Annotated in this window: 12 protein-coding genes and 1 pseudogene; 2 read left to right on the forward strand and 11 right to left on the reverse strand. The window is 59.5% G+C overall.

Going from position 1 to position 13052, the window contains the following annotated elements:
• Positions 1–111: 111 nt before the first annotated feature.
• Together ACA049_RS03675 and ACA049_RS03680 are read right to left on the reverse strand one after the other, a co-directional pair.
• Complete coding sequence (locus ACA049_RS03675; RefSeq protein ID WP_497336764.1) at positions 112–975, reverse strand: methyl-accepting chemotaxis protein; 864 nt, start codon at positions 973–975, stop codon at positions 112–114.
• A pseudogene (locus tag ACA049_RS03680) lies at positions 970–2031 on the reverse strand (methyl-accepting chemotaxis protein); the annotation flags it as partial. The gene ACA049_RS03675 and the pseudogene ACA049_RS03680, both read right to left, overlap by 6 nt.
• Before the next feature lie 262 nt (positions 2032–2293).
• Here ACA049_RS03680 and pmrG point away from each other — a divergent pair.
• Together pmrG and ACA049_RS03690 are read left to right on the forward strand one after the other, a co-directional pair.
• The gene (gene pmrG / locus ACA049_RS03685) at positions 2294–2965 is read left to right on the forward strand and encodes a lipopolysaccharide core heptose(II)-phosphate phosphatase PmrG (protein WP_497333224.1); all 672 of its coding nucleotides are present in this window, start codon (positions 2294–2296) and stop codon (positions 2963–2965) included.
• A 26-nt stretch (positions 2966–2991) separates the two neighbouring features.
• The gene (locus ACA049_RS03690; RefSeq protein ID WP_497333226.1) at positions 2992–3855 is read left to right on the forward strand and encodes a phosphatase PAP2 family protein; all 864 of its coding nucleotides are present in this window, start codon (positions 2992–2994) and stop codon (positions 3853–3855) included.
• Here the strand turns inward: ACA049_RS03690 and ACA049_RS03695 are convergent.
• The 9 genes from ACA049_RS03695 to ACA049_RS03735 form a co-directional block, all read right to left on the reverse strand.
• Complete coding sequence (locus tag ACA049_RS03695; RefSeq protein WP_497333228.1) at positions 3806–5245, reverse strand: ArnT family glycosyltransferase; 1440 nt, start codon at positions 5243–5245, stop codon at positions 3806–3808. The genes ACA049_RS03690 and ACA049_RS03695 overlap by 50 nt on opposite strands.
• Positions 5246–5329: 84 nt before the next feature.
• Positions 5330–5917: a ribosomal protein S5-alanine N-acetyltransferase gene (gene rimJ, locus ACA049_RS03700; RefSeq protein WP_497333230.1), complete on the reverse strand. Its 588-nt coding sequence runs from the start codon at positions 5915–5917 to the stop codon at positions 5330–5332.
• A gap of 57 nt (positions 5918–5974) precedes the next feature.
• Positions 5975–6997 carry a sensor histidine kinase gene (locus ACA049_RS03705; RefSeq protein WP_497333232.1) on the reverse strand — a complete coding sequence of 341 codons (1023 nt, stop codon included), beginning with the start codon at positions 6995–6997 and terminating at the stop codon, positions 5975–5977.
• Between the two features lie 9 nt (positions 6998–7006).
• Entirely contained in the window at positions 7007–8464 is a 1458-nt protein-coding gene (locus tag ACA049_RS03710; protein WP_497333234.1) for an ATPase domain-containing protein, read from the reverse strand.
• Positions 8461–8895, reverse strand: a complete 435-nt coding sequence (locus ACA049_RS03715; RefSeq protein WP_497333236.1) for a hypothetical protein — start codon at positions 8893–8895, stop codon at positions 8461–8463. The genes ACA049_RS03710 and ACA049_RS03715 overlap by 4 nt, the downstream gene beginning before the upstream one ends.
• Before the next feature lie 241 nt (positions 8896–9136).
• Positions 9137–10543, reverse strand: a complete 1407-nt coding sequence (locus tag ACA049_RS03720; protein WP_497333238.1) for a DUF2252 domain-containing protein — start codon at positions 10541–10543, stop codon at positions 9137–9139.
• Positions 10544–11074: 531 nt separating this feature from the next.
• Positions 11075–11332 carry a hypothetical protein gene (locus tag ACA049_RS03725; protein WP_208670081.1) on the reverse strand — a complete coding sequence of 86 codons (258 nt, stop codon included), beginning with the start codon at positions 11330–11332 and terminating at the stop codon, positions 11075–11077.
• Between the two features lie 35 nt (positions 11333–11367).
• Positions 11368–11739 (reverse strand): DUF6124 family protein, encoded by a 372-nt coding sequence (locus ACA049_RS03730; protein WP_497333240.1) that lies wholly within the window; start codon positions 11737–11739, stop codon positions 11368–11370.
• A gap of 346 nt (positions 11740–12085) precedes the next feature.
• Positions 12086–13009: a hypothetical protein gene (locus ACA049_RS03735; protein WP_497333242.1), complete on the reverse strand. Its 924-nt coding sequence runs from the start codon at positions 13007–13009 to the stop codon at positions 12086–12088.
• Positions 13010–13052 lie beyond the last annotated feature (43 nt).

A 13052-nucleotide genomic window follows, 5' to 3' on the forward strand; every position in this document is an offset into this window, starting at 1 on the left:
AGGCTCGCTCCCACAGGGTCATGGGGTTGAACACAGAATTTGTGTTCGACGCCTTACCTGTGGGAGCGAGCCTGCTCGCGATTGGATCGTTGACTCAGCGCTGACTGATCGTCAAACGCGGAAGTGGCTCACCATCTGCTGCAACTGACCACCCAACCGCGCCAGTTCAACACTGGATTTAGCGGTTTCATCGCTGGCCGCGGCGGTCTGTTCCGACACGTCGCGCACGTTGATGATGCTGCGGCTGATTTCTTCGGCCACAGCGCTTTGCTGCTCGGCAGCGGCAGCGATCTGCTGGTTCATCGACTGGATGTTGGACACCGTGCGGGTGATGTTCTCCAGTGACACGCCAGCCTTGCGAGTCAGGGCGACGCTGCTGTCGGTCAGGGCGCGGCTGTTGTTCATCACGGTCGACACTTGTTGAGTGCCATTTTGCAGACCGGCTACCAGGCCTTCGATTTCTTCGGTGGATTTCTGTGTGCGCTGGGCCAGGCCACGGACTTCGTCGGCCACCACGGCAAAACCACGACCGGCTTCACCGGCACGCGCAGCTTCAATCGCAGCGTTGAGGGCTAGCAGGTTGGTCTGCTCGGCGACGGCCTTGATCACGTCCATGACGCTGCCGATCTTGTCGCTTTCCTGTTGCAGCACGCTCATGGCTTCGGTGGAACGCGCCACTTCGTTGGCCAGACGTTCGATCTGGGCGATGGCTTCGTTGACCACTTTGTCGCCTTCGCGAGCTTCGCCATCGGCGGCGGCTGCCGCCTGGGAGGCTTCTTCGGCGTTGCGCGCGACTTCCTGCACGGTGGCAGTCATCTCGTGCATGGCGGTGGCCACCTGATCGGTTTCGATCTTCTGGCTGTTGACGCCGGCGCTGGTTTGTTCGGTGACGGCGGACAACTCTTCAGCGGCGCTGGCGATCTGGGTGACGCCGTCGCGGATGCCGCTGATCAAGTCACGCAGGGTCACGCCCATGCGCGCAATGCCTTGCTGCAACACGCCGAGCTCGTCGCGGCGGGTCACTTTGACGTCCTGGGACAGGTCGCCGCTGGCGATGCGTTCGACCACGGCCAGGGTGTCGCGCAACGGGCCGGTGATCTGACGGGTGATGATCACGGCAGCAATGATGCCCACCAACAATGCCAGCAAGGTGCTGATCAGTTGCAGCGTGCGCGCCTGGGCGCTTTCGGCGTCACGACGATCGAGCTGGATCTGATACAGCTGATCGCTCAGGGTCACGATCGCTGCGCCTTGGTCGGTCATTTCCTTGCGTGCCTGCACGGCATCGGTGTTGGCCGCTTTATAAGCCTGCAAGGCGCTGCGGTAGTTGCCGAGCGCGGTTTCCAGCTGACGCAGGGCGTCTTGCTGGGTGTCGGCAAACTGCACGTTGAGCGGCTTCAGGCTGGCAATCGCTGAATCCAGTTGGACGACGGCTTTTTGCTCGGTCTCGGCATTGGTGGTGGCGGTGTAGCCGCGCACTTCGTAGCGGGCCAGGATGAACGCTTCCTTGGCGGCGGTGACGGCCTGGAATTGTTCGAAGCGCTGATCGCTCAAGGGCATTTGTTGCACGCGGGTGCTGATGGCATCGATCAGCGTGCTGGCCGTTTCGGCATTGGCGCCCATGGTGTCGCGGGCGCTGTTACCAGTGCGGTAGGCGCTGCGCATCTTGCTCAGCGACGTCTTGTAGGCGTCGATGTAAGTGCCTTGTTCTTTGAGCAGCTTGAGGTTTTCCGGGCTCTTGAACTTCGACAACAACGATTGTTGCTGAGCGGAAAAGGCGTCAAGGGTGGTCTGTACGTTCTGAGCGGCGGTTTCATCGCCGTTGGTCAGCATGTATTGCAGGCGCACCACACGAAGCTTGGTCAGGCCGGCGTTGAGCTGGGTGATGTCGCTCATCCAGTTACTGCGGTCAATCAAACCGCCCAGGCTTGTCCAGCCGGTCAGGGCCAGTACGCAGGTCAGTGCCAGGACCAGGCCGAACCCCAGACCCAGTTTCATGTTCACGCTGATGTTGCCGAACCAGCTATTCATCAAATTCCTCCAGGAACGTTGCGCTTTCGATCGTCGGTTGGCTGGAAGATTGTTGTTTTTAGGTGCCAGCAAGGGTGTGTAGCAGGTGTGTATCGGCAGCAATCGCGAGAGCTGAAAGGATTTTGTCGGACAGAATCTGTAACAAGGTTTTTTGTGGGCGGCTTAAGCTTTTTTTCACATGGGTTTCACCGGCCACCGACGCGCGCCTCTCTACCCTCGCGGCATCGAATGACAAGGGTGCATGCGGGTGAGGCCGTTTGATGTGGAATTGAGACTGAGTCTGTTCGGGATCAAACGCTCGATCAATCTGAGCGTTTTGGCCCGGTATCGAAATACCGTCGTGGTACTGGCCTCGGCACTCCTGGTGATTCCGTTGACGGTATGGCTGTTGCGGCCAGCCGCTGTGCCGGACCTGGCCCATGGCAATGTGGCGGGCGCCCGAACGTTGGCCGCCGAATGGGCCAAAGGCGACGTCATCGTGCTGGTCCGCCATGTCGAGCGCTGTGATCACTCGAAAGCCGCGTGCCTGAGTGGCGACGATGGCATTACCGATCGCTCGCGCAGTGTTGCGGTGAATGTTGGTGCGCAGTTCGAACAGTTGGGGCTGGACAAGACCGATATCTACAACAGCCCGATGATTCGCACGTCACAGACGGCCGGCTACATGTTCAACAAGGTCGGTGTGGGCGAGGACTGGCTGGTGAGCTGCAAGGGCACGATGCTGCGTGATGCCCTGGCGCACAAAGTGGCGGGCCGCAATCTGATCCTGGTGACCCACAGCGAATGCATGGCGCAACTTGAAAAAGACCTCAAGGTGTCGACCTCCACGCTCGGTTATGGCGCTTCGTTGTTTATTTCCGCCAAGAAGCCTCTGACGCCGCGCATGCTCGGCTTCATTGAAGCCTCCGACTGGCGTTCGGTGACCACCCAATGAATTTTTCCTCTGGATCTGGATGCACCATGCTGACTTCTTCCCGCCAGCGCTTTTACTGGGTGAACTTTGGAATTCCGCTGGTCTGCGCGGCCGTGGTTTTCCTGATGTTCGACATGACCAACATCGACATCGCTTTCAGCAACCTGCTGTTTGATCCGGTCGCCCAGATCTTCCCGCTCGACAAGGTTCACTTCTTTGAAAAGCTCACCCATAAGTGGGCGCGCATCATTCCGAACTGGACCGGGGAAATCGCCGTGATCGGTGCCATGTTGTCGTTCGTCTGGCCGTTGCTCAACGTTCAAAGGCATCCGCGTCTCGGCAGTTTCCTGGAACGCAGCAAAGCCGCCCCGGTGCTCCGGTTTGCCTACGAGCATCGTCGCGATTTCCTGTTTGTGGTTGTCGCGTTCGCCATTTGCACCGGCGTGATCCATTTCCTCAAGGCGCACACCAGCGTTTACTGCCCGATCGAAACGACGCTCTACGGCGGGAAAATGGCCCATGTGGAGTGGTACGAAAACTTCCAGCTGTTCAAGGAAGCCGGTGATGGCCGTTGCTGGCCGGGTGGGCATGCTTCCGGCGGTTTCACCCTGCTTGCGCTGTACTTCGTGGCTCGCCGCCACCGCTGGCGCTATTCCAAAGCGCTGATGTACGGCGCATTGCTGCTCGGTTTCGTCTACGGCACGACGCGAGTCCTGCAAGGCTGGCACTACATGTCCCACACCTTCTGGGCCGGGATCTTCGTGTGGCTGGCGTGTTTGCTGACGGCGTTGGCGTTTTACGGCCGAGCGCGGCTGGAGGTGCCGGTGCTGCAAAAGGCTGATGCGCCGACCGCTGAGCCGCTTACTGGTTTACAAAGTAGTAAGCCTGACGCCCCACCTTCATGGTCTTGAGCACTTTCAAGGGCGCGGCCGGTTCGGTTTCACCGGACATGACCGCCACGTTGGAGGGGGAGGCCGCCAGAAACTCATGCAGCTGCGCCTCGGTGTCCAGGCCCTTGAGCACTTGCCGGGTGTAGAACACGCTGGCGCCGCCGACCCGTTCGTTGGCCTGGAACAGGGCGACGTGTTGGCCGTCGGCCTGCATCGTTTGAATCTGCTTGGCCAACGGCATAAAGGACAGTTTGCGGTCCGCGTGAGGCAGCGCCCATTGAGCCGCAGCCAGATAACTGCCGATCACCAACGCGAGGGCGCCAATCGCCACGCCGCGTCGATGCCGTGCGATGCGCCCCAACAGGTTCGAAGCCCCTTCGCGTACTTTCAGCCGTTCGAACAGAACGCTCGCATACTCCGCAGCAATCACCGCCGCCGCGGGCGTCATCGACATGAGATACACCGTGCGTTTGCTCGACGCCAACGTCAGCATCACAAACTGCGCCACGATCCACAGGGTGAAAAACAGCAAGTAACGATTGGCCATCAGGCTTTTTCGGAAGTGCCACAACCCCAGGTACACCAGGATATTCCACGGCAGAAACGCCTGGGGCAGCTTGGCCAGGTAGTAGTAGAACGGTTCGTAGTGCCCGGCCTCGACGAAGGACCCGCTGAAGCGTCCGACGCTGTTGGTCAGCAGCACTTCCCCCACGGCTTGCGCGCCACCACGCTGATACAACACGGCAAGCCAGATCATCAGCGGAATCAACCCAAACAGTGTTAGCAGTCCGGGGCGTAGCCAGTCGGAGAGTTTCAGGCGCTTGTCCATCAGTGTCTCGGCCAGCAGATACGCGAAAATCACCACGCCGGGCATCGCCAGACCCAGCACGCCTTTGCTCAATGTGGCGATGGCAATTCCCGAGGCAAACAGCAACGCGTTGCCGAGTGTCGACTGTCGTTGTCCCTGAAAGAACGCCAGCAGCGCCATGGTCACGCCGAGCGCGAGCAATGCGTCTTCGCCAACCCCGCGCACGTTGCTCCAGTAGCTGGCCATGGTCGCGAGCAGGATGCCGGCCGTCCATGCAATCGCCTTGGACCGGCCGAACCGCCGCAGCATCGCGTACAACAGCATCACACTGAACAACCCGGCGAACGCCGAAGCCAGCCGCACCGCCCACGGCGTGCCACCGAATGCGCGGATGGCGCCAGCATCCAGCCACAAGCTCAAGGGCGGTTTTTCCAGAAACGGTTCGCCGAACAAACGGGGCGTCACCCAGTCGTTGTCCAGGTGCATTTGCATGGCGATCCCGGCCACACGGGCCTCCGTGGAACCTTGCAGTTGATGATTGCCCAAGGCAAAGAAAAACAGCACAGCGGCAAGCAGAAACAGGGAGGTGGCAGGACGCGACATAGGCTTCTGGTTACCGAGCAGGTGGACCTTGAAGCCCGAGCATACGGGGCGAATGCTTAATGAATTGTGAACGGCGGCGAAGTATTACGAGAGACGTCTGGACCAGTGCTGTTCCGGGGCTTCAAAGCGATCATTGATCAGCGCCGTCAACACATGATCCTGCCAGCGCCCGGCGATACTCAGGTAAGCCTTGGCATAGCCTTCACGTTCAAAGCCCAGACGCTCCAGCAACCGCGCGCTGCGCTCATTGCCGGGGATGTAATTGGCCATGATCCGGTGCAGCTTCTGCTCATCGAACATGTAGCCGATGGCCGCTTCCAGTGCTTCCTGCATCAAGCCCTGGCCCTGACGGGATTCGTCGATGTGGTAACCGAGATAACACGCCTGAAACGCCCCGCGAGTGATGCCGCTGAAGTTGGCGGCGCCGATCATCTGGCCGTTGTCCGGGTCCAGCAGCGCGAAATGCACCGCGAGGCCGGCCCGGAAAGCGCTGGCTTGCACTTCAAGGCGCGGACGGATGTTGTCGGGGCTGTGGTAATCGGCGGGGCGAATCGGCGACCACCGGGCGAGGTGCCTTTGATTGCGTCGGTAGAAGTCGCTTTCCAGTGCTGCCTGTTCAGGGTCGAGCACCGCCAGCGTCAAGCGTTTACAGGGCAGGGACAACAACGGCATAGGGCGCTCCGGTTCGTGGGGATCGTCGCGCAAGCATTACGTGGCCAACGGAAAAACTCAAACCGCCAGCGGCAATGTCACGATAAAGGTGCTGCCTTTGCCGTCGCCGTCGCTGCTGCCGATCACCGTGCCGCCATGGGCTTCCACCAGTTCGCGAACCACCGTCAGACCAATGCCCAGGCCTGCACCGTTGAAGCCGACGGCGTGTACGTCTTGCACAAACGGCTCGAAGATAAACGGCAGGGCTTGGGCGGAAATACCGATGCCGTCATCGCAAATGCTCATTTCCAGCACGTTGTCCTTGGCGGTGACCGACAACGTGACATGGCCCCCGACGGGTGTGTACTTGGCCGCATTGCCCAGCAGGTTGCCGAGAATCTGTGTGAGCCGCACCGGGTCGCCATCCACCGACAACGCGCAGGTGGGCAATTCGGTGGTGAAGAGCAGCTGTCGGGTGTTCATCACCGGGTGGCACACCTCGATGGCCTCCTGGATGATCTGCACCATGTCGACGATCCGGCGATCGAGGCGCAGCTTGCCAGTGCTGGCGCGGGACACGTCGAGCAAGTCATCCACCAACCGCGTCATGTGCCGCACCTGGCCCTCGATCAATGCCTGCATGCGCGGCAACTCTTCACTGGGCACCCGCACCAGGCGGCCGGCGATCATGCTGATGGGTGTCAGCGGGTTGCGCAGTTCATGGGCGACCAACGTGAGAAGGTTGCGTTGCTGCGCCAGCGTGTGTTCTGCCGACGCTTGCAGGTCTTGAGCGCTAAGGGCGGCGATCACCAATTGCGCGTTGGCCTCGCGCATCTCCAGGAACAACTGTTGTTCTTCCTCCGAGCGATGGGGTTTTTCCGCGTCCGATTGCGCCAGCAGTATGGCCAGCACCAATTGCTGATTGGCTTCGACCAATTGTTCGATTTGCTGGGCGTCCTCCAACCGGTTATTGGTATCGCTCAATTCCTTTTTCAACGCCGCCAGCACCGCACGCGCTTCCACGGTTTTCTGGCCGAGCAGGAACAACTCACGAGCGGTGGTGGCCATCGTTTGTGCGTTCGTGCCATTGGCCTCGGTCATGGTCCTGGTTTACACCTCGTCCTTGCTGAGCTGCCGGGTTGGCCGGCCTCCAAGTAACCCTTCCTGATCCGGCAACATCTCACCGATCTGCAGGCCGTTATCGTCGATGCGGTACAGGCGCAATTCATCGGAATGGGCACTGGCCCGCACCTTGACCACGGCCATGATGCGCAACAAGCGACTCTCTACTTCAATATAGCGTTGGACGATGATGGCGTCGGTGAGAAATGCCGTGCCGTATGGGCTGAAGCGCAGGTCGGTGTAGCGGTCTTCCAGTTCCGAGGTCATCAAGACACTGACGCCGATGCTGGTCAGTGCCGTGACCATGCGCGACAGCGATTCACGGAAGTCTTCGCGGAAGGTCGGCGCCAACGCCAGCTCGAAGCCCGACAATGAATCGATCACCACCCGGGTGGCTTTCAGTCGGCGGATCTCGCCGAGCAGCAACTGTACGATTTCGTCTATGGACAGGTCCGGCGCGCGGCTGTCCACCAGGCCGACTTGCCCACTCTCGATCAGTCCCGCAAGGGCGGCGTTCTGGGTGTGATTAGGCCGTTGCTCGAACACCGCAATCACGCCGGTCTCGCCATTGCGCGCGCCTTCGGCGAGGAAGGTTGACGCCAGGATGCTTTTGCCCGAGCCCGATGGCCCGGCCACCAGCAAGGAATAACCCCGGGGCAGGCCGCCGCCCAGCATTTCATCGAGCTGCGGCACGCCCATTTTCAGGCGTTTGCTCGGGAACTCCAGCGGTGCTTCAACCGGGTTGGCGCTGGCAGGTGCGAAAACCTTGATCCCCGACGTAGCGATACGGAAGGTATGCAGCCCCGGCAACGTTGGCTGGCCGCGCATCTTCATGATTTCCATCTTGCGCACCATGGAATTGCGCTGGACGCTCTGGCGCAGCCAGATCAGGCCGTCGGCCACCGTGAAGATCGGGTTGGTGTCGGTTTCGGTGAAGTATTCGCCAATCAGGAAGGTCGTCGCCTGCCAGGTGGTCATCAACATGCCCAGTTGCTGAACGAACTGCGGCAGGTTGTTGTTGGGGTTGTCCTGGGTCTGGCTGGCCAGTACCACGGAGCGGAACGAATCGACAAACACCAGCCCCGGTGAGTGAGCCTCCACCTCGCTGACGATGCGCCGCAGCACCTCGTCTAGATTCCCCGCCAGGGTGTCGGCCGCCAGGTTGATATAGCGAATCGACTGGTTGATCACTTCGCTGTCGAAAAAATCGAATTGCTGCTGATAGCGCAGCATCTTCAGCGGCGGCTCGCCCAGTACGGTAAAGAACAGCGCCGGGCGTTCAGGCGTCGCCAAGGCGAACATCATCTGATGCGCCAGGGTTGTTTTGCCGCAGCCGGGAGGGCCGGCGATCAGGTTGAACGAAAACTCCGGCAAACCTCCGCCCAGCACCTCGTCCAGTCCTGGCACGCCGGTGGCCAGGCGGTTGATAGTCACTTTGGTGCTCATGGCGAATTTTCCTGCGAAGGGGTGTCGCTCAAATAAGGTTCCCACATGCCACGAAGCAAGCGTTCGGTGAGCGAGGGCCCGATGAGCGTGGACAGCAGCTCGTAAAAGGTGGTCAGCAACACTTCACCGAAAAACAGCGCATCGGCGTCGCTTTGCTCAACAATTACGGACTTGAGGGCCGTCAGGTCCATGCCGGCCGGCACATTGTCGCGGGTGCTGGCTAAACGCGGATGAGTAGAGGCGCACAGGTGGAGGCTGCGACGATAAAGCGCGGCAACCCCTTGCTGGCCGATGATGGGCGTGAGGGCTACTTCCATATCCCGCAAGGTTGAAATGATCGCTTGGGCGATCCTTGCGATGTCAGCGTCGGGGCCAACACGGTGCGCCAGAGAAGCAACGATCTGACGGCTCTCTTCGCTTTGCGTGGGCATGGCTAACTGATATCTGATGAACAGACATTGATGGTACACCCAATAAGGTGGTTGGACGTGATTTGCGACAATTGCGGGGCAGGTATTGGGTTATGGGGCGCCGCTCATCAATCAAAAGGCAAAAAAAAGCCCGCGGGAGGGCGGGCAAACCGTAGTTTCTTGAATGAGCGAGGGCAATGTACCGGTTGGAGAGGGCGGGTGGGGTGAAGAAAAATTCATGTGGATGGACCGCGTTACCCGCTCAGGGCAAATGATCTGCCGCAAAGTCTGCCTCGGAGCGAGCTTGTAACCGACCCTTGCGGCAGGCCTGCTGGAATCGCTCAAAGTCTTGCTCATTCTGTGTTGCATAGCTTTTCGCATACTTGAACAACGCGCCGGCCAAGGCATCGCTCCTGCCGATGTAACCGCTGATCTGCGCGGCCTGCCCGGACGATTTGGCATGTGCACGGGCGAGGGCGCGACCACAGACGCGCCCATACGCGGCGAAGGTGCCCGCATCGAACGTCTCGAGTTCGGCCGAGATTTTCATGTCGCGCAATTGCCGCACGTAGAAGTGTCGACCGCTGGGGCCGGTGGCCCAGCCGAGGAACAGGTCGCTGGCCGACTGCATCAACCGCTGACCCTCGACCACCCGCTGACCGTTATGCCGCACCTTTGATTTTGTTTTCACGTAATCGGCCAGCACCGAGCGCCGTGCTTCCTTGAATTGCAGGAACAGCGGGAACGCCTGATCGTCAGCCAGCAAGGCCACCAGACAACGGGTACCCACACTGCCGACGCCCACCACTTTGAATGCCATGTCCTGGACGTGAAAACGTGAAAACAACGCTCGACGGTCAGCCTGCAGCGTGCCTGGATACTCGCGCATGAAGGCGTCATAGATCGGCCGCCAATCCGAGAGGCGCAGCCAGTCATCGTCGGCACTCAGCAGCGTGGTGTTTTTGTGCAGGTGGAAAATTTCCGGCAGGTCATCGCGAATGATCAGTCGACCCTGTGCGTCACGCTCGCTGATTTTCGGCAGCAGTTCGGCGTGGGAGCGGCCCTCGGCCTTTTCGATGGCGCGCTCGATATGCTCCAGCGTTTTTTTGTTCGCCTGTTTGCGCAGGTCGTCGTAACGGATGGACTCGTACCACGTCTCCAGCGAGCTTTGTTCGGCGCACTCGAGCAGGGTCTCCTGATAAGCGCGGACCACTTCGCGGCTGACCGTTTCTTCGACCGTTTCCCCATGACGCAGATCGCGGGCGGCCACAACGATGCTCGTCACCAGCCGTTTGACATCCCACTCCCAAGGGCCGGGATGGACCTCGTCGAAGTCGTGGACGCCGAACAACAGATTGCGTTCGGGCGTGGCAAACCCGCCGAAATTCATCAGGTGGCAATCGCCGCAGATAGGCGAGATCAGGCCCATGTTCGGCGTGGTTGCCAGGTCGTGGGCCTGCAAAAGCGCAGTGCCGCGATAGAAGCTGAACGGGGACACGAGCATGCGGCCGTAGCGGAGTTCGACCAGGGATTTGATTCGGCCTTCGCTGGAGGCTTTGATCAGCGGGAGTGGGTCGCGGGTTGTTTTTCCCGTGGACGCTTGAGTATTGCGGGGGCAATTCTTGCGGGCATTTTTGCCTTGCTTCAAGCGGTCTTTGAGGGTGGTCATGGGGGCTCTGGCTGTGGGTGTTTTGGGGCGGGTGCGGATTGAGTGTAGAAGCAGGACCAAAGCACGATATCGCTCGATAATAAAAAAAGCCGGTGGATGACCGTAATGCTGTTCACTTAAGAAAGTTTTGGAGCTGGGTACATATCCATTTCAGCGGTAACAGTAACTTGAGCCTGCCTGGCTCAGGAGTACGTGCCCCTGTAGGAGCTGTCGAGTGAAACGAGGCTGCGATCTTTTGATCTTTATCCGCTGCCCATTTCCCATAGGCAGAACTCATGCATTACGTCGGTCGGGGCAGAGCGACGGCAAGATCAAAAGATCGCAGCCTCGTTTCACTCGACAGCTCCTACAGGGGAATATGTGTGCTTGAGCTAAGGCCGGCCGGCACGCCTCGCTTTTACTGTTGGGTCATCAGCCTGAGCGGTGTTCCGTTTACGTAACATTCAGCTCCCAATGTCACGTATACGGAACATCACTACTTGTTCAGCTCTTAAAAGGGCACCTGCAATAGTTTCGTCAGGTGCCTTTTTGTTACATCGACGAAACCTGCGCCTGCAATCGTCGCCCAACGACATCCATCAAATCGCAGCCATCGCGCAGTGAAGTCACTAACACCCGCGCCAATTCACTGTGAACACCTTCGCTCACAGCAAAGCTCTCCAGCAATTGAGTCGCCGTGCGGATGCGGTAAGCCGCGGTTTCGTGCAATACGTCCAGCGGTGCTTCAGTGTCGATCAGCAGCGACGCGATGGTGCAGTCGATGCCGGTGACAGGCATGTATCGATCCATGACAAAACCTCCATTCGGTAAAAGAGCGCGACCACTTAGGGGTGGCTGGCGGACGGAATTTCGGACACGCCAGCGGGCGGGTCGAGGTTGTCCAGCGCTCGGTTTACCAGCAGTTCGCCGAGCAACGCCAACTGCTGAATCGCCAATGCCACGTTGCGGCGCGAGCCTTCGAGTTCGCAGGCCAGGTCGGTGGTCATTACGTTGAGCGAGGCGAGGGTTTCGCAGGCGTGAGCGAGCAGGGTGGGTGTGTCGACGTCGGGGAGGAGGGTGAAAACGTGGCTGATGGGGTCGGGGTGGTTCGGGTTGCGCAGGCGGGCGCTGATGATGCGTTCGGTTGTTTCGGATAGATCCGATAATTCGGGGGATTCTCTTGCCGAGTCCGGCGGGTTAGGGCTGTGTTTTTTCATGGTGCATCTCCGGTTTGTTTCAGGAGCTGCCATGCCCCTGCTGTCAAACAGGGAAGGGTGGCAGCCGTACGCGGGTTGACAGACCGGCAAACCAGAAACCGGTGCATCCTAAGATGCCCCACGCACAGCCGCCATGAAAAAACTGCACACGCGCAAGGATGCCGTTTTATCAGGAAGAGTGAAAGTTTCTGGTTGTCAGCCTGTCAAAGCCGTTCGCTGTTTTTGCAGCGACACCTGAAGGCTATCGATGCAAAACACCTTCCGCCAGTTCATGAAAGCCGACACGAGTTGCGGGAAGTTTCCTAGGACGAGTACTACGTTCCTACAAGCCAAGTAACTGCCTATCTCAATACTCCGCAACCCCATCCCCCCGCAAAACCCACCCAGCCTCCCCAGCCACCAACCGATACCGAATCTCCCGCATCTTCCCCGTCCGTCCTGCCCCCTCATCCGCACTTTCATACACCGGAAACCGCCGCACCAACACACCCTCCACCACCGCAAACTCATCCTCGCCCTGATACCCCTCGGCCGCTTTCGCGTTCTCACTAACAACCGGAAGGTAAATCTCGCTCAGCGATTTTTTGCGATTGGCTGCGAACGCAATCAACTCCCCGGGCATTCCACGTCCGGGCGATCTGGCAAAGACGTAAATTTCCGGCGAGCCATCCCGATCAAGGTCTGCCACCTCCGCCCGGACGATGTTGCCGGTCAGCGTCCGGGTGACCTCTGCGTTATCGATCTCCAGCCCTTGAGGCGAGATGCTCACGGCAGGGTTGCCGTCGACCCATTTCCCCGTCACATGAAAGCGAATGCCCTGCAATTCAAGCGTCTGGTCAAACGGCTGAGTGCTGTTCGAGGTGTCGGAGGGGCTGAGGTTCAAGGAAAGGTTGTAGTTCGCCACTTCATTGCGCCGTGCGGCGTTGCGCATGAGGTACACCTGAACCGTGTATTCGCCATCGGTGGGCAAAGGCCCCATGAAGTGGTTGCCCATGATTGAGCCATTAAACAGCGCGTAGTCCGCGCCTTTGGCGGTGATGTTGAAATAGGCAGAGGCGTTGGAAGGCTTGAGGTCGACGGTCAGTATCTGGCCGGCCTTCGCACTCACACGGTATTGCGCGGTGAGCTGGCCCTGGATGGACTGTTTGATCTCGACAGCATTGTTACCCTTGTCGAAAGGGACCTGCTCGACACGGGGCGCGACCTCGGTGGCGGCCCGTATGCACATAGAAAACATGGCCGCCAAGACGGCTAGAATCCCGACGTTCATTTCATCCTCCGAAAAAGGAGCGAGTTACTTTGGTGTAAAGCCA

The organism is Pseudomonas sp. LBUM1662 (assembly GCF_059695915.1).

Coding starts and splice junctions, on each gene's coding strand:
- ACA049_RS03675 (WP_497336764.1), bottom strand. CDS start 975: ATGGGCGTGACCCTGCGTGACTTGATCAGCGGCATCCGCGACGGCGTC.
- ACA049_RS03690 (WP_497333226.1), top strand. CDS start 2,992: ATGCTGACTTCTTCCCGCCAGCGCTTTTACTGGGTGAACTTTGGAATT.
- ACA049_RS03695 (WP_497333228.1), bottom strand. CDS start 5,245: ATGTCGCGTCCTGCCACCTCCCTGTTTCTGCTTGCCGCTGTGCTGTTT.
- rimJ (WP_497333230.1), bottom strand. CDS start 5,917: ATGCCGTTGTTGTCCCTGCCCTGTAAACGCTTGACGCTGGCGGTGCTC.
- ACA049_RS03705 (WP_497333232.1), bottom strand. CDS start 6,997: ATGACCGAGGCCAATGGCACGAACGCACAAACGATGGCCACCACCGCT.
- ACA049_RS03710 (WP_497333234.1), bottom strand. CDS start 8,464: ATGAGCACCAAAGTGACTATCAACCGCCTGGCCACCGGCGTGCCAGGA.
- ACA049_RS03715 (WP_497333236.1), bottom strand. CDS start 8,895: ATGCCCACGCAAAGCGAAGAGAGCCGTCAGATCGTTGCTTCTCTGGCG.
- ACA049_RS03720 (WP_497333238.1), bottom strand. CDS start 10,543: ATGACCACCCTCAAAGACCGCTTGAAGCAAGGCAAAAATGCCCGCAAG.
- ACA049_RS03725 (WP_208670081.1), bottom strand. CDS start 11,332: ATGGATCGATACATGCCTGTCACCGGCATCGACTGCACCATCGCGTCG.
- ACA049_RS03730 (WP_497333240.1), bottom strand. CDS start 11,739: ATGAAAAAACACAGCCCTAACCCGCCGGACTCGGCAAGAGAATCCCCC.
- ACA049_RS03735 (WP_497333242.1), bottom strand. CDS start 13,009: ATGAACGTCGGGATTCTAGCCGTCTTGGCGGCCATGTTTTCTATGTGC.